Origin of the sequence: Hyella patelloides LEGE 07179 (assembly GCF_900659865.1) — a bacterium.
Taxonomy (GTDB): Bacteria; Cyanobacteriota; Cyanobacteriia; order Cyanobacteriales; family Xenococcaceae; genus Hyella; species Hyella patelloides.
In genome coordinates, this window is record NZ_LR213794.1 from 1 (window position 1) to 20,809 (window position 20,809).

The window sequence follows — 20,809 nt, forward strand, 5'->3', positions numbered from 1 at the left end:
TTACTGCTATTTATTTTGCTGATAGTTAATGTTTAGAGGTATTTCAGGATAAGTTACTGGCTGCTGATAGACAGTTCCTACTGGCTGTTGTACGGGATAAGTTACTGGCTGCTGATAGACAGTTCCTACTGGCTGTTGTACGGGATAAGTTACTGGCTGCTGATAGACAGTTCCTGCTGGCTGTCGATCGTTGTTTAATGGTTTAGTTGACTGTTGATTATTAGCCTCATGATTACTAGCCTCATTGCTAGAAACTGATTGACTAACAAGTTGCTCTTCTAAATCAGACGTATTGCTGAGATAAACGTGTTCTGTAGGATTTCCTTGATAAGTCCGTTTAGTCAAATGCCATTCTGAATTAAGCTGAATTTTCAAAGAACCCGAACTTAAACCATTAGTCTTACCAATATGTAATTCTGGTTTACTAGAATCGCGAGGAGTACCAACTAAATGCAATTCGCCCTCTCTCTCAACAACATTTAGTAAGTAATCTAAGCCATAATCTTCGCCTTCAAAACGAATTGAATAGCTATTACTATCAGCACTTCTTACACAAGCATTGGTAAAATCAAACTCTAGAAACAAAGGTTCAATAACAGTAGGGTTACTTCCTGTTTCACTCCAGCATGGTCTTTGACCTGGCATTTGTTCGAGAATTAAAAGATTATAACCATGACGATAAGGAGCAGCTACCACTGCAAACTGACGATGATTTACTTCCGTTTCACCAAAAGATGATGCAAGTACAGAAGATGAAGGAAAAAAGTTGCTAATAGTACCTGCTGCTAACAAGAGTTTCAATAATTGTGAAGGTTTCATGGTTCTCCTATGATTTAAGTATTATCTAGGAGACATAGCTCGCCATTCACTTCTCACACAGAAATAAGCTCTTAAGTATTTATTCCCAAAACGTTTTTGGTCGTAAACAATTTTGCTGCTAATAATTGAACTATAATCCGAACAATCAACAATTGAGTTCAGTATTATTACTGTTTTTTAAAATTTTTGTAATAAATTATTTATTTTTAGGAAACCATCGTCAATCAAATTAAAAAAGAGTATAAATGAGTATTTATCATGATTTTGATAGTTAAAGGTAAAATTAGAGCTTCGGGAGTTTGTCAAAAATTCCTGATTGAAGAAACGTTTGTTCGATCGATTAAACCTTGTCCACATAGAAGAACAGTGGTTTTATCCTCAGAAACAATACTTTTAATTTCTTTTTCCCAGCCCCCAGTAACTCGAACAGTTATCTGCTCTCTTATCTAACTGTTAAGATTTGTAAGCGATCGCCAACAGAAATCGTCCCAGGATGGAGGGGAATCATATTTTCTCCAAACATGACTCCTTGTTCTCCGAACTGACGAAATGTGCCTAAAGTTCGCAAAGGCTCTTTTAATTTATTGCGATCGCCATTTTGTTGATTTACAGTAGGAATAATACAGCGACTACAAGGCTTAACCACTGCAAACACAAGTTCTCCGATCTGAATTCTTTTCCAATTATCCTCATCAAAAGGAATTTCAGTTTCGACAACTATGTTAGAACGAAAACGATCCATAGAGACAATCTCAGAAGAATCTTGATAGGTATCCATAATACGGCGATTTAACTCTGCTAAAGAAGCAGTAGTCGTTAATAAGCAAGGATAACCATCAGCAAAGCTGACAGTATTTTCGTGATTCCCAGAAAGTCTGTGCTGTACTTTGCGCTTATATTGGGGTGATTGTCTCACCAAGCGACATTTTTTAGTATTGTCCAATTCCAATACCTGATGAAACCATTGAGCAACGAGATCTCCTTGATCGATCCCAATAGTGCGATCTCGCCAAATTTCTACTTCGATTTCTTCTCCTCGCAAAATAGGAGTAAAAGTTAATGGTTCTAAACTATTATCAGACATAGATAATGTCAAGGAATCATCAACTAATTGCACTTGAACCCTAGCTAGTTGAGGGAATTGTCTTTGAGTAAGAAATTTACCCCGTTGAGAAATCAACATCATTTCCCGATCCCACAAGAAACCTTTAGCAGTTACCTCGGCCGTTTTGAGTTGAATCCCCTGACAGGATTTAATCGGATAGATGCAAAGTTCGGAAACAATCATTTTTTTATTTAACTAGCAAAAAGTTCGGAAAATACTTGCAAGCCATCAATTCCAATAATTAGTGGCAAAAAATAACCTTTACTTTATGTTTTTTAAGGCATAAATTGCAAATCGTCCACCAATATTTAGTTATCAGTTAATAATACTTGTTATTTCACAATTGATCCTGCGTCATTTCTCGCTAATTAGCCTTGACCATTTCTTTTATAGTGAACTCTTGTTCCCGCCCATTGTAGTTTTTCGCGAATAGTTTGATAAAACGAGTAACTCTCTCGCAAGAGAATAAATTTTGCCTGACAATCCGCAATACCGATCATGACCCTTTGTCCTGGCCAAACCCTAGTAGCTAAAGCTCCATCAGTCCAGAGTTTTGTGTTTACCTCATAATCTCCTAAAGGCCAAACGCTAACCACACTAGCAGGAGGCAAAACAAGGCAACTACTAGATAAGCTCAGGGGACATATGGGAGTCACAGCGATCGCTTCCATTCCTGGATGCAAAATAGGGCCACCAGCAGAAACAGTATAACCAGTAGAACCAGTAGGAGTAGCTACCAGTAGACCATCACCACTATACTGATCGACCACTTTTCCATCTACCTCCATTTCTAAGATAGAACTAGGCATTCGATCGATACTGGCAGGTTTGATACACATCTCGTTAAGACAAATAAATCTTTCGCTAACTGTTGCAAAATTATTGCGATCGCCTTCAATCAATTGAGCCGACAACATCATTCGTCTTTGTACGGCATAAATATCTGATTCCAAACGTTGCCAAACCTTTGCCGTATCCTGAAACAAATCAAAAGGTTCAGTCAAAAAACCTAAATGACCTCCCACATTAACTGCCAAAATAGGAATATCTTCAGGAGCAAGATGCCTCGCTGCTGCCAGAATAGTACCGTCTCCTCCTAAAACTATAGCCAAATCAATCTTGCTAGTGGAAGAAGCCAGAAATACAGGATAAGGATTATCTTTAATTCCACTAGGGCCCATTAAGACCTGACATTCAAGGCTTTCTAGCTCTTGAGCACATCTATCTGCCCACTGCTTGCTAGTATCGTGTCCTGCTTTATAAGCGATAATTACGTGCTTTAGCTCCACGGAAACTCATGATAAGATTTTCTCTCTGAATTTTATCGCGGAAAAAAAGCCAGCTTTATGCAGATAAGATTATTTTTTACTTCAACCCCTTGCTAAAAATTTAAAACTCATTAAGATAGAAAAAGTTATGCTACTACGTTGGTGACTGCTGGCATAGTTTATGATCTATGCTTGATTTATTAGGGCATTCGCTTGAGTTTTTTGAAAGTAAACCGAGCCTGGACTCGGAAATAGACATTTAACTCGCGAGTACCCACCTGGTTTTACCAGGTCGTAAACTACGGTAAGACGGCGTAGCGGTTAACTATTCATAAAATCTCTCTATTGTTTAGTGGAGGGGTTTTTATTTGTTTATTGCAAGTTAAAAAACTATAAATTGGGCAACTTAACTAATTTAATTTTTATTTAAGTACATTTTTTCTCAAACTTAGGGCATAATAATAAAAGCTATAGGTAGTGTCATAATTTCTATAGAAAGCAGTCAATAACACTATATGTAGAGTATATTAGATAGTCGCCCGCAAGATATTTTCATCATCATGAGCATCGATACTTTACCACAACAAGCAGAACAAACCACATCTTGGTTATTGAAGAGATTACACGAACACCAAACTCCAATGAGTCTTCAAGAGCTAGAAGCTCGTTTTGCCGATCAACAGGGGCTATCTCATCGTACTCTTAAAGAAACCGCTTGGAAATTAGTAGAAGAAGGAAAAATTCAATTTACCTCCAGTTGGGATTTAGAAATTTGCTAATTAAAATTTAGACGTTGGTGATTTGGGGAGCGACCACGACACGAGGAACCCTCGCAAACTTCCGTCATATGCCCTAAAGGAAGTCCTTTAGGGGAGCGATATCCTTTAGGGCAAGCCTTTGAGGAGACCTCAACAGCGCGATTGGACAAGCACAGGGTACAAAGCGAGTCCCTCGCCCTCAAATGTCGCGGACTTAGGAACGCGCGAGGATGTATGAAATAAATAATATTGGTATTATTTATTTTATGTTTGATGCTGTAAATAAATTCACAAATTAAAAGTAACAAAAATTGGGTTAAGTGTATTTCAACCCAATTAAAAGTAATTATTAATCAGTAGCCTACTTACTTTATTTACATGAAGCTAGGTTGGTGGCGAATTAAGTTTAAGAATTCTTCGCGGGTTTTTTGCTCATCTTGGAAAACACCTAACATCGCGCTGGTAACAGTCCAAGAGCCAGGTTTTTGCACTCCACGCATCGACATACACATATGAGTCGCTTCCATAACTACAGCAACCCCTTGAGGCTCTAATACTTCTTGAATGGCTTCTGCTATCTGACGGGTAAGACGTTCTTGTACCTGTAAGCGACGAGCATACATTTCAACAATTCTCGCCAGCTTACTTAGACCTACTACTTTTTGACTAGGGATATAGGCGACGTGCGCCCTACCCATGAAAGGTAGCATATGGTGTTCGCAGAGACTGAAAAAATCAATGTCTCTTACCAGTACCATCTCGTTGTGTCCTTCATCAAAGATTGCACCATTAACTAGTTTTTCCAAAGATTGATTGTATCCTTGAGTAAGGAATTGCATCGCTTCCGCTACTCTTTTAGGAGTTTTTAGTAAACCTTCTCTGTCTGGATCTTCGCCGACGGACTCCAACATTACTTTGACAGCATCCATCATTTTTTCTTTAGCTGCTTCAGAAGTAGCATTAATTACAGCTTCTTTGCCATCATGAGTGTTACGATCTGGTCTACTAGAAACCTGCTCTCGCAGACTAGATTTTAGTCCATTACTGTTAATAGAAGAATTAGAACCGTTGGAAAAAACTTGTGTCATAATAAAAGAATTGTGAGTAAAACTCTTGCGGATTGCGATTGATATAAGATTACAAGACCGTTAACAAATTACTAAAAAAGATAGCGATCGAGATTTGTTTATAAAGCCCCTCCACTGGGCATTACGGTCATTTCTTCTATTACCGCTTGTGGTGGTAATAAAACTGTGTGGAGAATAGATTGAGCCACAATCTCTGGAGTTAGCATGGCTTCTCGGTTGAGGTCTGCATTTACTGTATCTGTATCCCAAATTGGAGTATTGACTGCTCCAGGGGAAACAATAACAGCGCGGATACCATTAGCTCTTTCTTCGATCGCCAGTGTTTTCGTTAATGCAACTACTCCTGCTTTACTAACGCCGTAAGCACCCCATTCAGGAAAAGCGTTATTAGCTGCGATGGAAGCTACATTAATTATTGTTCCCTTGCCATTTTTCCGCATTAAAGGTAAGACTCCTTGTATGCATTGGAAGATGCTAGTAAGATTAAGCTCAATTACTTGCTGCCAGTCTGCCAAGGAAGTATTTTCTAAGGAATTAGTGTAACCCATGCCAGCGTTATTTACTAGAACATTGACTGCACCGAAATCTGTGGCAATCGCTGAAATTTTTTGTTTAACTGTGGCAACTTCGGCTAAATCTACAGCATAAGACTTTGCCTCTACTCCTACTTCTCTAGCTGCATTGGCAACAGCTTCAAGTTTTTCTGAGGAGCGACTTACAAGGGCAAGATCGATACCAGATTTGGCAAAAGCTAATGCTGTTGCTTTACCAATTCCGCTACTTGCGCCAGTAATAATTGCTCTTAGTGATTTTGGGGGTGGATTTATTTCCATGCCTCTAATTGACTTTTGGATGTTTGACTGGAGAGCAGTAAAATACAGCAGCAAAAGAGCTAATTTGGTACTTAGCTTTCTTCCGCCCCATGATATCAAGTGACTGATTCTTGTTGAATCTGCCAAAGATGTGTGATAGCAAATAAAATAAGCTTTCTATAGGTTGGTGTTCTCGATGTACTACCAATACTGTTACTGCAAGTCTGTTTAAAACAATAGTTAAGATGCCGATCAACCTGGAAAACGTTGCACATTAACTAGGTGAACGCAAACCTGGTCATACCAAGGTGGGGTAATGTTCACTAAAATGTAACAAAATGTTTCCTTGGCAATTATAGCATTCTCATATTGTTAATTTGAAACAAAGTTTTTTTGGGATGAAAATAACAGCTTTTTTTTAACATTTGAGGGAGTTTGAGGGAGCTATAAGTCCCGCGCTGTATTCTTTGAATCAGCGTCGGGACGGGGCGTATAAACTTCTGGGAAAACCCCAGAAGACAGCCCCTCATCCATGGACTCCCTTAAGTATATCAAGAGGCTCGATGCCTTGCAGATATACATTCTACCACTTGTATTTTTTAGTGGTAGAATAATCTTATGATACTAAACTACCGCTACCGCATATACCCAGACGCGCAGCAAATCGAACTACTTAATGAGTGGTTAGAAACTTGCCGTGTGTCTTATAACTATGCACTGCGAGAACTCAAAGATTGGATTGCCTCTCGCAAATGTCCAATCGATAGATGTAGTTTGGAATCTGAATATATCATGGCTGCGGACTATCCGTTTCCTAGCTACCACCAACAACAAAACAACTTACCAAAAGCTAAAAAGAAATTTCCACGACTAAAGACAGTGCCGTCTCAGGTATTACAAACCAATATCAGACGACTGCATGACAGTTGGGATTCATTTAGAGCTAGAGGCTATGGCTTCTGTCGCTTCAAAAAGTATGGGCAAATGAAGTCAATGCTATTTCCCCAGTTCAAATCTAATCCACTTAGCGACTGGACTATTCAGTTGCCTAAGCTGGGTAAAGTACAAATCAACTTGCACAGACCGATTCCGGTCGGTTTTGTTGTCAAGCAAGTTAGGGTAGTCAAAAAGGCAATGGGTTGGTTTGCTGTAGTAGCTGTCGAATCGGATTTCGAGCTCAAGAGTCCTATCCCTCATGGTCACGCAATTGGTGTTGATGTCGGTTTGCTCTCATACATAGCAACAAGCGATGGATATACCGAACCTAGACCTAAATTTTTCAAGACAGCCTACAGTCGGCTGAAAGTGCTACAAAAGCGTCTGTCAAGAAAAAAGGAACGAGGGAAAAACTATGAGAAAGCTCGCTCTTTAGTAGCCAAACAACATAACCATATAGCATTCAAACGCACTGATTATCAATTCAAACTAGCCCATAAGCTTTGCGACATGGCAGACACAATCTATGTAGAAGATTGTGATTTTCGCATAATGGCAAAGGGAATGCTGGGCAAGCATACGATTGATGCTGCTTTCGGCAAGCAAAGAGACATACTAGAATATGTAGCTCGAAAGAGAGATGTCTTTGTGGGTCGGATAGACCATCGTGGAACGAGTCAAACTTGCCCTAATTGTCGTACCGAAGTCAGAAAAGATTTGAGTGTCAGACTACATGAGTGTAATGAATGCGGTTATGTTGTGGATAGAGATATAGCCTCTGGACAAGAAATTTGTAACAGAGGACAAGAAACGTATCGGGGGACTCCCGAAAAGCCAGAAATTGGCTCTCAAGTCGTACTGTCGGGCAACTTTGTTGTAGGTAAGTGGCGTTCCAGGGGAGCAATGCCCATTAGTGATAATGGGAAGCCCGCGCTGTACCGCTAGGTCAGCGTCGGGAGGATGTCACGAGATTTCCCCTTGTTCAAAGATCCCCATCTGGCGGAACTTGCTATAGCGTAGCTTTCTTCTTGCTTCTGGGGTCATCGCAGAAAGTTTTTCGATGCTTTCCCGCAAATTCTGTTTTAGAGTAGCTGCTGCTTCTAAAGGTTCTGAATGCGCTCCACTGGCAGGTTCTGTAAGTATTCGGTCGATTAAACCAAGTTCTTTTAAATCCCTGGAGGTTATTTTTAATGCTGAGGCTGCTTGTCCTGATTTTTTCGCATCTTTCCACAAAATAGCAGCACAGGCTTCGGGACTAGCTACGGTGTAAACAGAATGTTCAAACATGAAAAGATGATCTGCCACACCAATACCCAATGCTCCCCCAGAACCTCCTTCACCAATTACGGTAGTGATAATGGGGACATCGTAACTAAACATCTGTCGCAAATTATAAGCGATCGCTTCTCCCTGCCCTAATTTTTCCGCATCAACCCCCGCCCAAGCTCCTGGGGTATCGATAAAAGTAACGATCGGCATTCCAAACTTGTTAGCATGATTCATCAGACGCAGAGCTTTACGATATCCTCCTGGGGTTGCCATACCAAAATTCCGAGCTACATTATCTTTGGTATCTCGACCCTTTTGATGACCTAACATGACTACTGGTTTGCCATTAAGCCTTGCTATACCACCGACTAAAGCAGGATCGTCAGAACCTCCGCGATCGCCATGTAGTTCGATCCATTCCTCAGTAATGGCTTGAATATAATCTAAAGTGCTGGGACGACGAGGGTGACGAGCTAGTTGCAGTCTTTGAGCAGGGGTGAGGCTACTGAATATTTCTTGGCGTAAAACATTTGCTCTAGCTTCTAGTTGAGCGATTTCTTCAGAAACATCTACTTGGTTTTCATCAGCTAATTCTCGAATTTGTTGAATTCGTGCTTCTAGCTCACACAAGGGCTTTTCAAAATCCAATAAGAAGTTTCTGCGCTCTGTTTTGGGCATAGCTCGTAATTTTTTTCAAGAGAGAGTACCAACAGTTTCTTATTATGCTCTATTACGTAATCGTTTATGAAAATATTGCATTTTTAATATTTATATACTACTAATCAATAACAACTCAATCATATTTGAGCTACTTTAATGGCATTAATTTGAGGATTGCGGTCAAATAAAACTTTAGGTCGTAATAAAATTTTAAATAAGAGCCATACCGAAGCAAGTTCTCCTGGGGTATTTTTTTTCTTCCATTGACCAGGACGACAGAATAAAAGAGTCACTAACTGTCTTTGTTGTTCTGGGGTTAGGGGGTCAAATTTGATATGAGCTTTTAAGAAATCTTCGCAGGGACTAACATTAGTTATCTGTCCTGATAAAATAATATTGTCTTCAAGAATTGTTAGCTCAATAGGAATAGTTTCTCCTTTACTTAAGCGAGGAATTTCTGCTTGAGTTAAAGAGATATCAGCACCTACTTCAGAAATAAGTGTGGTAATCCCAAAAAAATCTTGGTTTGTGATTTCTTTTACTTTAATTTTTACCGTTCTTCTGAGATTAAACCATTCATTCAAATCTGGTTTAGGTACATCTAATAAAATCAATAGTGCTGCACCAATAGTAATCAGGTTATAACTACTCCAAATCCAACCCAAGCCTAATCCTCTCACGTGTTCTAAGCTATAAGTATATTCACCATTCATTTCAGCTATCCAACAAGCACTTAAATTAGCCCATAGACTATAGGCAGTAAAAGTAAATAGTACAAGTAAGGGTAAGGCTAATTTCCAGTTAAAATTAAAGCGATCGCTTTTAGTCCCTTTAGGTGTTACTTTAAAACCTTTAGAGAAGGGATTAAGAATCACTTGAACTACTGTTAAAGCTAAAGGAAAAGCTAATACTAAACCATAAATCCCTGAAAGAATAGCAGAACGCGATCGATAATTTAACCAAGAAAAAACTGTTATTTGGATAATATAATAGGGCAAAAAGAAATATAAAATTTCATCTGTAGTAGCCCTAATAGGAATAATATTTAAGAAAGCATAGGCTAAAGGCATCAATAAGAAAAAGACGCTAGCAATACTAGTAAACCAATGTAATAAACCTTCTAAATGAGCTAATCTTTGTAGAATATTTAAGCCAGGAATTGTTAAAGGGTTAGATTTAATAAAAAAGGCTTGTAATGTACCTCTTGCCCAACGTAATCTTTGGGTAGCATGGGCAGATATATTTTCGGCTGCTAATCCCGCGCTTAATTTTTCATCAAGATAAACTAAACGATAACCTTTCGCTGATAATCTAATTCCTGTGAAGTAATCTTCACTTAAAGAATCAGTAACAAAACCACCGATAGATTCTAAAGCTTTGCGTCTGACAAGGAAAGATGTTCCCGAACAAACTACACTACCTGCTCCATCTTTAATCGGTTGTAATTGGCGATAGAATACTTCTTCTTCAGGAGTTAAAATATCTTCTAAGCCTAAATTACGAGCTATAGGATCGACATTATAAAAACTTTGAGGAGTTTGCACTAAAGCCACTGTTTTATCTTGAAAGAAGCCTAAAGTACGATGTAAAAAGTTTTTGGTAGGTATAAAATCTGCATCAAAAATAACAATAAACTCTCCCTTAGTATGAGGGATAGTATAGTTTAAATTTCCTGCTTTAGCATGGTCGTTATGGGGACGAGTCCGATATTCGCAACCTAATTCTGCTGCTAACTGTTCGATATCTGGTCTTCTAGTATCGTCTAATAAATAAACTGTTTTATTGCCATAATCAATTGCCTGACAACCAATAATAGTCCGTTTTAAAATAAAAGCTGGTTCATCATAAGTGGGAATTAAAATATCAACACTAGGGTTAAAAGTACCATCAATAACTTGTACTGATACACTATTTGCTTCTCTTTGACGATTTTTAACTCGTAACATCAAAAATAGCTGCAAACTACTATTAAAAAGAGTAAACATCTCTAGAGAAAATAAAGCAATACTAAAAGTTCCATTAAGAGGAGAACTAAGATTTAAAGTAGAAAGCGATCGCCATGAAACATAGTAAATAGTTAAACCCAATAAAATAGCAATTACTATGGCTCTAGACCATGTTTGCGGTTCGGGAGAAACTTTAGTAATAATAATAGCTATTAAAAAGAAAAAAACAGTAGGAGCAAGTAAAAAACGACTCATCACCATAGGGGCTTCTACCCACATAGGTGGTTGTTGCTGTAATGAGTTTAAGTAAGCAAAAATATCTGCAATTTGTCCTACTCCCGCAGCCCATAACAAAGCTACAATAGCAGCTAAAAAAATAATTCCCAATAAAACTAAAGTAGCTATTTTCGGCTGTATGGTTTTTGCTTTTGCTTGTTGCATATCTCTTAAATATTCTGCTTAATTTCTACTCTTACTTGTACTAATATTTCGCCTAATTTATTTTTCCACTACCATCTTTACCACAGCCCCAGTAATAATCTATGGGGGAGTTTTCGACAATTAATTGTTCCCCTGTATCTAGTAAAATTTTTTGGATATCTTGATGGGTTTGAAATTTACTCAAGACTGCTTGATACATGATGTCATCTTTTACTTGTTCCCAATCTTGTCTCAGAGGATATTTGCGACTTCTCCCCATTTTAGCTGCTTCCTTGGGAGCTTTAACTGTTTGTATTTTCTTAAACCAATCAACATTAGTACTTATAAACTTTTGAGCTTGAAAATAATGTTCACTGGTATACCACCAACAGCTATCTAGTTCAAAACCATGAGCCGAGAAGTTAGAAAAGCAACCATAAGGCTGCTCTCGCGCACTGTAGAAATAAATAGTCATATCCTTGAGCTTAAATTAATTACTGATATCTCAGAAAAATTACGATCGAGTAAAAGTAGTAGGGCTGCTGCAAAATTGTACACCCTATCTATTGAGTTTGCGATCGAGTAACAGTTAATTAACTATTATTTATTTTTGAATTGATAATTACTTTTTCTCTTTCTTTCGATCCAATCTGAAGAAAAATATCATCAAAGCTACAACGCCGACTTGTAAAGCAAAATTTGGCACATCACGAGCTAAATCTTGTCCTGCTGCAATTCTCGCTAAAAAAGTTAATGCACCGATAAATCCCGATGCGCCAAAACCTATATACAAAAACTTTCTTAATCCTCTATAGGGTGCTTTAGCTTCTGCTTTTAGTCTGGCATATTTTTCAGGAGATATTTTAGCTTTTTGTTGACGCATCTTATCGCGATCGGAAAAATCTACCATTGTTTTTAGGAAAAATTTTGATTGAAATGATTGTATCAACAGGGTTAATAAATTGTCTGCTTCTATTATTTTTGCCCATCCGACAATTACTAATTTCTGAGACTTCCGATTTAAACACCGAGCAAAATTCTTCGCAAACCTGCTAAAAGCATCGGAAAAGGCATTTCGTCATCCGTGATGGCTATTTTAAAGCTAGGACGTACAATTATACGTGAAGGATTAGATCGTATCAGTATTAGGGCGATCGCTCAAGAACTTGGTTCTACCACGGGTGTTGTTACCCATTATTTCCGCAACAAAGACGAACTGACGCTGTTTGTTCTAGAACGAGTGTTTGAAAATCTCTTCAATGATATGGAAGCTTGCATCAAAGGTAAAAAAGGTCTTGAGAGATTGGATCAAATGATGTTAGCAGCATTGCCTCTTAAACCTGATGGACTTCAAGGCTGGCAAATTTGGATTGCCTTTCTAGGATATGCGATCGGACGCAAGAAGTTAGCTGGGGAGCATCAAAAACGTTATCATTCTTTGCATCAAATTATTTGCCGAGAGTTGGTTGATTTACAAAAAAGGGAGCTACTTAAATGCGATCGTGCAACGCCTCACTTCGTGAGATCGCCTTCTTAGCCAGCAAAACTATTCGCGTAGTGTCTTTGTGAAACAGGATATTTTACCTGGGATAGATTAGTTAGAGTAAAGATTCCATGTAGACTGGTATCATGGGCTAACTTATACCAAATCAAAAAATGCTTGCCACACATAGATAAAATACAATTCAAGAGTAATGTGGTTATTGCCTACACTACAATTTATCTGTTGCATTCTTGCTTCTAATTGGTATTATTACCCGATTCAATAAAATCAAACATAATATAATTTAGTTACCAACACTATGCTCTCGACAGAACGCAGCTTAGAAAACTCTGGACTTCGTTATTTACCCCAAGTTGATGATTTGAGTAATCCTCCTTCTCCCAATCAACAATTATTACCTTTAACCGCAAAAGTTAATCAGAAAGATCATCTAGAGATTGGAGGCTGCGATGTTCAGCTTTTGGTAGAGCGATTTGGGACTCCTCTCTACATTTTGGATGAGTTTTCTTTAAGAACAGCTTGTCGTCAGTACCGCGATAATTTCAAGGATTATTATAGTGGTGATTCTCTAGTAATATATGCTTCTAAGGCTTGGAGTTGTCTAGCAGTATGCAACATCATTAACAGTGAAGGTTTAGGATTTGATGTCGTTTCTGGCGGTGAACTATATACGACTTTGCAAGCAGGAGTTAATCCAGATAAAATTTATTTTCACGGCAATAACAAATCTGCCACAGAATTAGAATTTGCGGTGGAAACTGGCTGCAAAATTATTGTTGATAACTGGTTAGAATTAAAAACTTTAACAGAAATCGCCCCAGCGAAAAGCGAAACTCCTGTAGAGATTTTATTACGCTTGACTCCTGGGATTGAATGTCATACCCACGAATATATTCGCACAGGACACTTAGATAGTAAGTTTGGTTTTGATCCCAACCAAATAGAGGAAGTATTCAAATTTGTTAGCCAACAAAAAGCAATCAAATGTCTTGGTTTACACGCTCATATTGGTTCGCAAATTTTTGAACTTCAACCTCATCAAGATTTACCAGAAGTCTTAGCTCAATGGTTGAAAAAAGCCCAAGAATATAACTTACCAATACAAACCTTAAATGTAGGTGGTGGTTTAGGTATTCGTTATACAGAATCTGACGATCCACCAAGTATCGCCGAGTGGGTAAAAATCGTAGCTGAAGCCGTGGAAAAAGCTTGTAAGCGTTATGATTTGCCTTTACCTCAGTTAATTGCTGAACCTGGTCGTTCTTTAATTGGTTCTTCTTGTGTAACTGCTTATACAGTGGGTGGTAGTAAAGAAGTTCCTGAAATTCGTAATTACATTTCAGTAGATGGGGGAATGTCTGATAATCCTCGTCCGATTACTTACGAGTCTTTATATCGCTGCGTCATTGCCAATAAAATGTCCGCAGACTTTACTGAAAAAGTCACTGTAGCAGGAAAACACTGTGAATCAGGAGATGTGGTGATCGAAGATGCCACTCTCCCGAAAACTGATGCAGGAGATATCTTGGTCGTTACAGCCACAGGAGCATATAATTACAGTATGGCATCCAACTATAATCGCATTGGCAGACCCGCAGCCGTAGTAGTTAACCAAGGGGAAGCTAATTTAATTATAGAAAGAGAAACCTATCAGCATTTGATTAATCGCGATCGCTTACCAGAAAGATTGGTAAACTCAGCAAACTAGGTTAGCATCTAGGTTAGAATCATCATGGATTCTGAAAACTAAATTAAAGCGAAATTGTCAAGCTATTGATTTTAGTCAAGGCGATCGCACTCTGCGCTTCGCCACGAGCGATCTCGCTCAATACTGCACACCCAATAATTTGTCCCTGAACCCCCAAAAATAATGTCATTGTCGGGTTTTGTTCCTGACCTTAGTAGGATTCCTTCCTGGCTTCCCAATAGCATCGATCTCATTCTTGTTTTAGCCTTGAGTTATGCCCTTCTCCTAGTTATTGGAGAGGGAGAGCGTCGCAGTCTGTGGACAGTCAGAGGTTTTATCATCCTCATGCTAGCTACAGTGGTCAGCAAAAAATTACAATTAGTTTTACTAGGATTTTTACTAGAAAAATTGGTTCTTGGTGCTGCTGTTGCGATGGCAGTTATTTTTCAATCCCAATTTCGCCGTTTTCTGGAACAATTGGGAAGGGGAGAAATTTTACAAATTTTTAAATCTTCCAGAAGACCTAGTTATCAATCTGATAGTGCAGTAGAAAAAATTGTGGAAGCAGTCAAGCAGTTATCGCAAAATAGGACAGGAGCATTGATGTTACTAGAAACTGCTGGTTCTCTGGAAGCTGAAGATTTTGTCTCTCCTGGTGTAGTCTTAAATGCAGAAGTTTCTAAAGAAATCTTGCAAACTATTTTTCAGACTTCCACACTCTTACATGATGGTGCAGTGGTAATTAATGGTTCTCGCATTGTCTCGGCTGCTGCTATCTTACCTTTATCCGAAAGAACTGCTTCCCGCCAATTGGGGACTCGCCACCGTGCAGCAATGGGAGTTACCGAAAGAATTGATAAGTGTATTTGCATTGTAGTATCAGAAGAAACAGGTTCAATTTCTTTAGCAGAAAAAGGAATCTTAAATCGACCCTTAACCAGTAGTAAACTAAAAGAGCTATTACAAGCGAAATTTGCTCCGACTGTGGAAGCAGATGCGGTTCGTCTAAGTCGTAAAATTGGTTTTCAAGGCAAAATCATCTTACAGCGTCTTTTACGCTTGCCATTTCTGCCGACTCCCCAGGATAAAAAGTAAATTGAGATTTATTGATATTCATATTTATAATTACCCATGAGCCTTGAGCCAATTGCTTTACAACAATTACCTAAAGATTTAGATTTACAACGCTTACCACAACACGTAGCGGTAATTATGGATGGTAATGGTCGTTGGGCAAAAAATAGAGGAAGACCCAGAATTATGGGTCATCAAAAAGGTGTTGATATCCTAAAAAATCTCCTATACTGTTGTCGAGATTGGGGAGTACCTGCTTTAACTGCCTATGCTTTTTCTACGGAAAATTGGGGTAGACCTTCAGAAGAAGTAGAATTTTTGATGACTCTATTTGAAAGAGTTTTACGCCGAGAATTAGAAGAAATGATGGCGGAAAATGTCCGTATTCGTTTTGTGGGTAATTTAGAAAAGTTACCTCAATCATTGCAATCAGAAATTGCTAAAGCAATGCAAGATACTGAGGCAAATTCGGGTATTCAGTTTACCGTAGCAACCAATTATGGTGGTCGAGAAGAAATTGTGCAAGCCTGTAGGGCGATTGCTTCAAAAGTGGAACAGGGCTACATACAAGCAACAGATATCGACGAAGATTTATTTGAACAGCATCTTTATACCAAAGGTTTACACCATCCTGATTTACTAATTCGTACCAGTGGAGAAATGCGTATTAGTAACTTTTTGCTCTGGCAGATGGCTTATGCTGAAATTTACGTTACAGACACTTTATGGCCCGACTTTGACCGTAGTGAATTTCATCGGGCTTTGTTGGCTTATCAAAAAAGAGATCGTCGCTTTGGAAGAGTGAACATATAAGCTCTCAATTGAAAAGGCAAGAGAAAAAACAATCAAGAGAGACAATAAATAAGCAATAAAAAATAGCCAAAAATAGCCCATACTATTGTTAAATGAGCTTCTAGGTGCAAAGATTGTTGCTCGAAAATAGTGTTGCCAATATTGGGGAATGAAATAATTATCATCCCTCTTTGATAACTTTGGGGCAAAATTTTTCGTAAAGTCCTTTCAAAGCTTGTAAAAAATGGTTCTGGCAATGAGTATTTAATATGTCGCTCTAACTATTGATTAGACAGCAAAATTCTGTATATGCACCCTATGCGGGATGTTATGTTATCCAGAAATTTTCTAGATATCATACTTTGGTTTAGGCTGCGCTATATTTAACCTCAACTATCCCAACTACAAACCGATCTTCAATATATGCGATCGCTATAACAAAATTTTACATTAGTCCCTGATTACTTAGAGCTATTTTCTAAAGCCTTAACCCTTGCTTAATTTAAGGTTTCCGTAATTATTACTAGACAATCTACGCATAAACTCAGAGTCTATTTTGTCTCAAATAATCTGAATTGTGCTGTAACTTAAAGTACAATTACACCTCACAGCTTTAATCTTAAACACAATTAAAGTTTCTTTATAACTCTCGCACAAATTCTAATTGTGGAGTGGTTAAAATCACGTAAATCTAAGAAAGTTGACGGATAATTATGTCTAATCTAGGAAGACGTAAGTTTTTATTGTATGGTTCTGCTGGTTTGGCTACCAGTATGTTGTTAAAATCTTGTGCCAGTAATGACACGGCATCAACGACTGATTCTGAAACAGATGATGCAACTCCCGTTGCTGATACAGGAGGCGACGGTATTAAAGTGGGAATTCTTCATTCCCTAAGCGGTACTATGGCAATTAGTGAAACCACTGTAGTTGATGCAGAGATGCTTGCTATTGATGAAATTAATGCAGTAGGTGGTGTTTTAGGAAAGCAGATTATTCCTGTCAAAGAAGATGGTGCTTCTGATTGGCCTACTTTTGCCGAGAAAGCCACTAAATTAATCGATCAAGACAAAGTAGTAACTATCTTCGGTTGTTGGACTTCTGCTAGTCGTAAAGCAGTCTTACCAGTTTTTGAATCCAAACAGCATATGCTTTGGTATCCCGTTCAGTACGAAGGACAAGAATGCTCTAACAATGTTTTTTACACTGGTGCTACACCTAACCAACAAATTGAACCTGCGGTAGATTGGTTACTGGAAAATAAAGGTAAAGACTTTTTCTTAGTTGGTTCAGACTATGTATTTCCTCGTACTGCTAATAATATTATTAAAGAACAACTGAAAGCTAAAGGTGGCAATACTGTGGGAGAAGACTATCTTCCTTTAGGAGATACAGAAGTAACCGCCATTATCACTAAAATTAGAGCTGCTTTACCTGATGGTGGTGTCATCTTTAATAGCCTTAACGGAGATAGCAACGTATCTTTCTTCAAACAAATGCAAGGTGCAGGATTAGACCCTGATAAATACCCTGTAATGTCCGTTAGTATTGCAGAAGAAGAAGTACGCACCATTGGTCAAGAGTATCTTCAAGGTCATTATGCAGCCTGGAACTATTTCCAAACTGTGGAAAGTCCTCAAAACGACCAATTTGTTGCAGCTTTTAAAGCTAAATATGGGGAAGATCGCGTAACTAACGACCCTATGGAAGCTGCTTACATCATGGTTTATCTCTGGAAACAGGCGGTAGAAGCAGCAGGAACTACCGATATCGAAGCAGTACGTAAAGCTGCTGTAGGACAAGAATTTGATGCCCCAGAGGGTAAAGTTAAAATGTTCCCCAACCACCATATCTCGAAAACAGTCAGAATTGGTCAAGTAAGAGATGATGGTCTATTTGATATCGTATCCTCCACAGATGGGCCAGTGGCTCCTCTACCTTGGAATCAATACGTACCAGATACTAAAGGCTACGCTTGCGATTGGACTGACCCCGCTAAAGGCGGTAAGTATAAAGTTGAAGCAACCTAAATTAGTAGAAAATTGATTTATGGGGTGGGTAGAGTCCCGCCCTAATAGACATATGTATTATTAAATTTTTGATCTAATTAATTGAATTAACTGTAATTGTGTCAGTACTAATAGAAGGATTATTTAACGGGATCAGTATCGGTTCGGTATTGTTGATTGCTGCTTTGGGTTTGGCAATTGTTTTTGGCTTGATGGGAGTAATTAACCTCGCTCACGGAGAGCTAATGATGTTAGGGGCATATACTACTTTTGTAGTACAAGATGTATTTAAGCCTTTAGGAGAACCCTGGTTTAGTTTTTATATTATTGTTGCTATACCCGTTGCTTTTATCATAACAGCGATCGCTGGCTTAATTCTCGAAAAAGGAGTAATTAGATTTCTCTATGGAAGACCTTTAGAAACCTTACTAGCTACTTGGGGTGTTAGTCTCATTTTGCGTCAGTTTGTTCGTAGTGTTGACTGGCTATTAGTAATTGGGATTGCAGTCTTTTGTTTGTTCTTTTTTGGTGGAATGACCATCTTAAAACGTCGTCCTGATTGGGGAAGAATTCGGAATTTGGTCATTGCTGTTTTATTACCTATTTCTTTGGGACTCGCTGTCATTACAGGTTTTTTTCTCAATAAAATACCTGTTTTAACAAAAGCTTGGTTTAGTGCCAGAAATGTCGATGTAACTGCTCCTGCTTGGCTCAGGGGAGGATTGAAAATTTTCGGTTTCCAAATGCCTTATGCTCGTCTATTTATTATTGTTTTAACTATCGTTTGTTTACTCGGAGTTTACTGGTTTTTAAATCGTTCTACCTGGGGTTTAAAGATTCGTGCGGTGACTCAAAATCGCGAAATGAGTTCTTGTTTGGGTATCCCGACAGCTACAGTAGACGCTTTGACTTTTGCCCTTGGCTCAGGATTAGCAGGGGTAGCAGGATGTGCTGTTAGTTTGCTTGGCTCTGTGGGACCCAATACAGGACAAAGTTATATTGTTGATACCTTTATGGTAGTAGTTGTTGGTGGTGTCGGAAATCTCTTAGGAACAATTGTTGCTGCTTTAGGCATTGGTATTCTCAATTACTTAATTGGCTCAGGAACTTTGGCATTAATGTTTAGTTCCACAGAAAGTTTAAAACCTTTAGTTGATGTCTTGCTCTTTTTTGCTACTAGCAGCATGGCAAAAGTAATGGTCTTTGTTTTAATCATTAGCTTCTTGCAAATCAAACCTGCGGGGCTATTTCCCCAAAAAGGTAGAACAGCAGAACTGTAAATTAGCTATATTGTTGAGGATTTACTGTTTTGTGGTTGTTTGACCAACGGTCAGAGCAGGCTTCGTCGTTAGAAGGCGGAGTAATCTCTGACTGGTAAAACTCACATTAAAAGTATAATCTTAAACAACAAACAATTGTTATTGGACTTTAAACAAAACTAATCTGAAAATTTAAAACACACAAATATTATTTTTTTATTTATGTCTCAATTCAAGTCATGTTTCATTACTCCCAGTTACAAACCAGATTTTGACAGATGTCGTCTTTTAGCAAAAAGTATCGATAATTTTGCCGTTTCTGATATTCATCACTATATAGTTGTCGATCGCAAAGATGCAAAATTATTTCAGCAGTTAGCAAGTTCCAATAGAACAATCATTACTGTTGAGTCTATTTTACCTTGGTGGATTCAAAAAATTCCTGTGATTCCGAATGGTTGGTTTAGCTGGAAAACTTTACCTCTTCGTAATTGGGTAGTTCAACAAGTAGTTAAATTAGAAATTGTTAATCATATCTCAGAAGATGTTCTGATTTTTGTGGATTCTGATGTTACTTTTGTCCGAGCTTTCGATCTTGAACAGTTTTTCCGAAACGGAAAAGTGAGACTATTTAGGGAAAGTATTTTTCCTTCCTCTCTGTTTAATCTAGACACTCAACTTCAATGGCGCGATAGTGCAGGAGCTTTACTCGGTTTGTCTTCATTCCAAGAAGTTAATCAAGAAAATCCTTTCATTGGTTATGTAGGCAACTTGATTACTTGGAAAAGAGATAACGTGCTGCAACTGCATCAACACATTGAAAAAGTGACACAAAAATCTTGGATAAAAGCGATCGCAGAATGTTGGAATCTTTCAGAATATATGCTGTATGGGATTTTTGTCGATCGTGTACTCAAAGAAAATTCTGGTCATTATTGGGACTCTCAAAAGCCATCTCACGATTATTGGGGAACAACACCATTAGAAAAAGAGCAATTGCAACAGTTTTTTCAAGAGATTCCTCCTGAATGTTGTGCTGTCATGATTTCTAGTAAATCAAAGACTCCTGTGGTACAGTATGAACCTTTGATCCAACAGATGGACATTGTCAGTTAACTGATAAAAGGTATTATCTAGTTAAGTTGATTAAAATTAGATTATTGAGAATAGACTAAAAATTACTGTTCTAAAAACCTTAATTTATTGTTACTAATGTCAGGAAATAATTACTTTATTTTTAAGAAAATACTGGTTTATTAGTTGACTTGACAATATCTCGAAATGTCCATTTCATTATTATCAATAAAGGCTTTAAAGCAATATAGAGATCGCTTTAAAAAAACATCCCAGGGTTAAGTTTTCACCATCAAAAGCAATTGTTAGCTCTTTTTTACTTCACAGAT

General features: G+C 38.1%; 18 protein-coding genes, 1 other RNA gene and 1 pseudogene. 10 read left to right on the forward strand and 10 right to left on the reverse strand.

The window, feature by feature from the left end:
- Positions 1-6: 6 nt before the first annotated feature.
- The 3 genes from H1P_RS06990 to H1P_RS07000 form a co-directional block, all read right to left on the reverse strand.
- Positions 7-819, reverse strand: a complete 813-nt coding sequence (locus tag H1P_RS06990; protein ID WP_144865487.1) for a DUF3747 domain-containing protein — start codon at positions 817-819, stop codon at positions 7-9.
- Positions 820-1,261: 442 nt separating this feature from the next.
- A complete protein-coding gene (locus tag H1P_RS06995; protein ID WP_144865489.1) occupies positions 1,262-2,107 on the reverse strand; it encodes an MOSC domain-containing protein in 846 nt (281 codons plus the stop codon).
- 185 nt (positions 2,108-2,292) lie between these two features.
- The gene (locus tag H1P_RS07000; RefSeq protein WP_144865491.1) at positions 2,293-3,213 is read right to left on the reverse strand and encodes an NAD(+) kinase; all 921 of its coding nucleotides are present in this window, start codon (positions 3,211-3,213) and stop codon (positions 2,293-2,295) included.
- Positions 3,214-3,337: 124 nt separating this feature from the next.
- Between H1P_RS07000 and ssrS the strand changes: the two genes are divergently transcribed.
- Together ssrS and H1P_RS07010 are read left to right on the forward strand one after the other, a co-directional pair.
- Positions 3,338-3,520: non-coding RNA, 6S RNA (ssrS, locus tag H1P_RS07005), on the forward strand.
- Between the two features lie 232 nt (positions 3,521-3,752).
- Entirely contained in the window at positions 3,753-3,971 is a 219-nt protein-coding gene (locus tag H1P_RS07010) for a hypothetical protein (protein ID WP_144865493.1), read from the forward strand.
- Between the two features lie 353 nt (positions 3,972-4,324).
- On the opposite strand, the gene folE is transcribed toward H1P_RS07010, so the two are convergent.
- Positions 4,325-5,038 carry a GTP cyclohydrolase I FolE gene (folE, locus tag H1P_RS07015; protein ID WP_144865495.1) on the reverse strand — a complete coding sequence of 238 codons (714 nt, stop codon included), beginning with the start codon at positions 5,036-5,038 and terminating at the stop codon, positions 4,325-4,327.
- Positions 5,039-5,136: 98 nt separating this feature from the next.
- Positions 5,137-5,871, reverse strand: coding sequence for an SDR family oxidoreductase (locus H1P_RS07020; protein ID WP_144865545.1), 735 nt, complete (start codon positions 5,869-5,871; stop codon positions 5,137-5,139).
- A gap of 597 nt (positions 5,872-6,468) precedes the next feature.
- On the opposite strand from H1P_RS07020, the gene H1P_RS07025 reads away from it, so the two are divergent.
- Entirely contained in the window at positions 6,469-7,731 is a 1,263-nt protein-coding gene (locus H1P_RS07025; RefSeq protein ID WP_144865497.1) for an RNA-guided endonuclease InsQ/TnpB family protein, read from the forward strand.
- A gap of 18 nt (positions 7,732-7,749) precedes the next feature.
- On the opposite strand, the gene H1P_RS07030 is transcribed toward H1P_RS07025, so the two are convergent.
- The 4 genes and pseudogenes from H1P_RS07030 to H1P_RS07045 all read right to left on the reverse strand — a co-directional run bounded on the left by H1P_RS07030 (position 7,750) and on the right by H1P_RS07045 (position 11,991).
- Positions 7,750-8,733, reverse strand: coding sequence for an acetyl-CoA carboxylase carboxyltransferase subunit alpha (locus tag H1P_RS07030; RefSeq protein ID WP_144865499.1), 984 nt, complete (start codon positions 8,731-8,733; stop codon positions 7,750-7,752).
- A gap of 119 nt (positions 8,734-8,852) precedes the next feature.
- Complete coding sequence (locus H1P_RS07035) at positions 8,853-11,102, reverse strand: glycosyltransferase (RefSeq protein ID WP_144865502.1); 2,250 nt, start codon at positions 11,100-11,102, stop codon at positions 8,853-8,855.
- A 5-nt stretch (positions 11,103-11,107) separates the two neighbouring features.
- Positions 11,108-11,556 (reverse strand): annotated as a pseudogene (locus H1P_RS07040) (NADAR family protein).
- Between the two features lie 147 nt (positions 11,557-11,703).
- Positions 11,704-11,991 (reverse strand): DUF3493 domain-containing protein, encoded by a 288-nt coding sequence (locus H1P_RS07045; protein ID WP_144865504.1) that lies wholly within the window; start codon positions 11,989-11,991, stop codon positions 11,704-11,706.
- 177 nt (positions 11,992-12,168) lie between these two features.
- On the opposite strand from H1P_RS07045, the gene H1P_RS07050 reads away from it, so the two are divergent.
- Both H1P_RS07050 and lysA read left to right on the forward strand, forming a co-directional pair.
- Positions 12,169-12,618, forward strand: a complete 450-nt coding sequence (locus H1P_RS07050; RefSeq protein ID WP_144865506.1) for a TetR/AcrR family transcriptional regulator — start codon at positions 12,169-12,171, stop codon at positions 12,616-12,618.
- 265 nt (positions 12,619-12,883) lie between these two features.
- Entirely contained in the window at positions 12,884-14,293 is a 1,410-nt protein-coding gene (gene lysA, locus H1P_RS07055; RefSeq protein ID WP_144865508.1) for a diaminopimelate decarboxylase, read from the forward strand.
- A gap of 43 nt (positions 14,294-14,336) precedes the next feature.
- Here the strand turns inward: lysA and H1P_RS38820 are convergent, their stop codons facing one another.
- On the reverse strand, positions 14,337-14,462 hold the full coding sequence (locus tag H1P_RS38820; protein WP_281291108.1) for a hypothetical protein: 126 nt from the start codon (positions 14,460-14,462) through the stop codon (positions 14,337-14,339).
- On the opposite strand from H1P_RS38820, the gene cdaA reads away from it, so the two are divergent.
- The 5 genes from cdaA to H1P_RS07080 all read left to right on the forward strand — a co-directional run bounded on the left by cdaA (position 14,462) and on the right by H1P_RS07080 (position 20,522).
- Complete coding sequence (gene cdaA, locus H1P_RS07060) at positions 14,462-15,367, forward strand: diadenylate cyclase CdaA (protein WP_144865547.1); 906 nt, start codon at positions 14,462-14,464, stop codon at positions 15,365-15,367. The genes H1P_RS38820 and cdaA overlap by 1 nt on opposite strands.
- A 36-nt stretch (positions 15,368-15,403) precedes the next feature.
- Entirely contained in the window at positions 15,404-16,159 is a 756-nt protein-coding gene (gene uppS, locus H1P_RS07065) for a polyprenyl diphosphate synthase (protein WP_144865510.1), read from the forward strand.
- 692 nt (positions 16,160-16,851) lie between these two features.
- Positions 16,852-18,168: an urea ABC transporter substrate-binding protein gene (urtA, locus tag H1P_RS07070; RefSeq protein WP_144865512.1), complete on the forward strand. Its 1,317-nt coding sequence runs from the start codon at positions 16,852-16,854 to the stop codon at positions 18,166-18,168.
- 98 nt (positions 18,169-18,266) lie between these two features.
- Positions 18,267-19,427: an urea ABC transporter permease subunit UrtB gene (urtB, locus tag H1P_RS07075; RefSeq protein WP_144865514.1), complete on the forward strand. Its 1,161-nt coding sequence runs from the start codon at positions 18,267-18,269 to the stop codon at positions 19,425-19,427.
- A 201-nt stretch (positions 19,428-19,628) separates the two neighbouring features.
- Positions 19,629-20,522: a DUF6492 family protein gene (locus tag H1P_RS07080; RefSeq protein ID WP_144865516.1), complete on the forward strand. Its 894-nt coding sequence runs from the start codon at positions 19,629-19,631 to the stop codon at positions 20,520-20,522.
- Positions 20,523-20,809 lie beyond the last annotated feature (287 nt).

Bases quoted from the DNA above. Each gene is read 5' to 3' on its own strand.
- H1P_RS06990 (WP_144865487.1), bottom strand. From the start codon at position 819: ATGAAACCTTCACAATTATTGAAACTCTTGTTAGCAGCAGGTACTATT.
- H1P_RS06995 (WP_144865489.1), bottom strand. From the start codon at position 2,107: ATGATTGTTTCCGAACTTTGCATCTATCCGATTAAATCCTGTCAGGGG.
- H1P_RS07010 (WP_144865493.1), top strand. From the start codon at position 3,753: ATGAGCATCGATACTTTACCACAACAAGCAGAACAAACCACATCTTGG.
- folE (WP_144865495.1), bottom strand. From the start codon at position 5,038: ATGACACAAGTTTTTTCCAACGGTTCTAATTCTTCTATTAACAGTAAT.
- H1P_RS07020 (WP_144865545.1), bottom strand. From the start codon at position 5,871: ATGGAAATAAATCCACCCCCAAAATCACTAAGAGCAATTATTACTGGC.
- H1P_RS07025 (WP_144865497.1), top strand. From the start codon at position 6,469: ATGATACTAAACTACCGCTACCGCATATACCCAGACGCGCAGCAAATC.
- H1P_RS07030 (WP_144865499.1), bottom strand. From the start codon at position 8,733: ATGCCCAAAACAGAGCGCAGAAACTTCTTATTGGATTTTGAAAAGCCC.
- H1P_RS07035 (WP_144865502.1), bottom strand. From the start codon at position 11,102: ATGCAACAAGCAAAAGCAAAAACCATACAGCCGAAAATAGCTACTTTA.
- H1P_RS07045 (WP_144865504.1), bottom strand. From the start codon at position 11,991: ATGGTAGATTTTTCCGATCGCGATAAGATGCGTCAACAAAAAGCTAAA.
- H1P_RS07050 (WP_144865506.1), top strand. From the start codon at position 12,169: ATGGCTATTTTAAAGCTAGGACGTACAATTATACGTGAAGGATTAGAT.
- lysA (WP_144865508.1), top strand. From the start codon at position 12,884: ATGCTCTCGACAGAACGCAGCTTAGAAAACTCTGGACTTCGTTATTTA.
- H1P_RS38820 (WP_281291108.1), bottom strand. From the start codon at position 14,462: ATGACATTATTTTTGGGGGTTCAGGGACAAATTATTGGGTGTGCAGTA.
- uppS (WP_144865510.1), top strand. From the start codon at position 15,404: ATGAGCCTTGAGCCAATTGCTTTACAACAATTACCTAAAGATTTAGAT.
- urtA (WP_144865512.1), top strand. From the start codon at position 16,852: ATGTCTAATCTAGGAAGACGTAAGTTTTTATTGTATGGTTCTGCTGGT.
- H1P_RS07080 (WP_144865516.1), top strand. From the start codon at position 19,629: ATGTCTCAATTCAAGTCATGTTTCATTACTCCCAGTTACAAACCAGAT.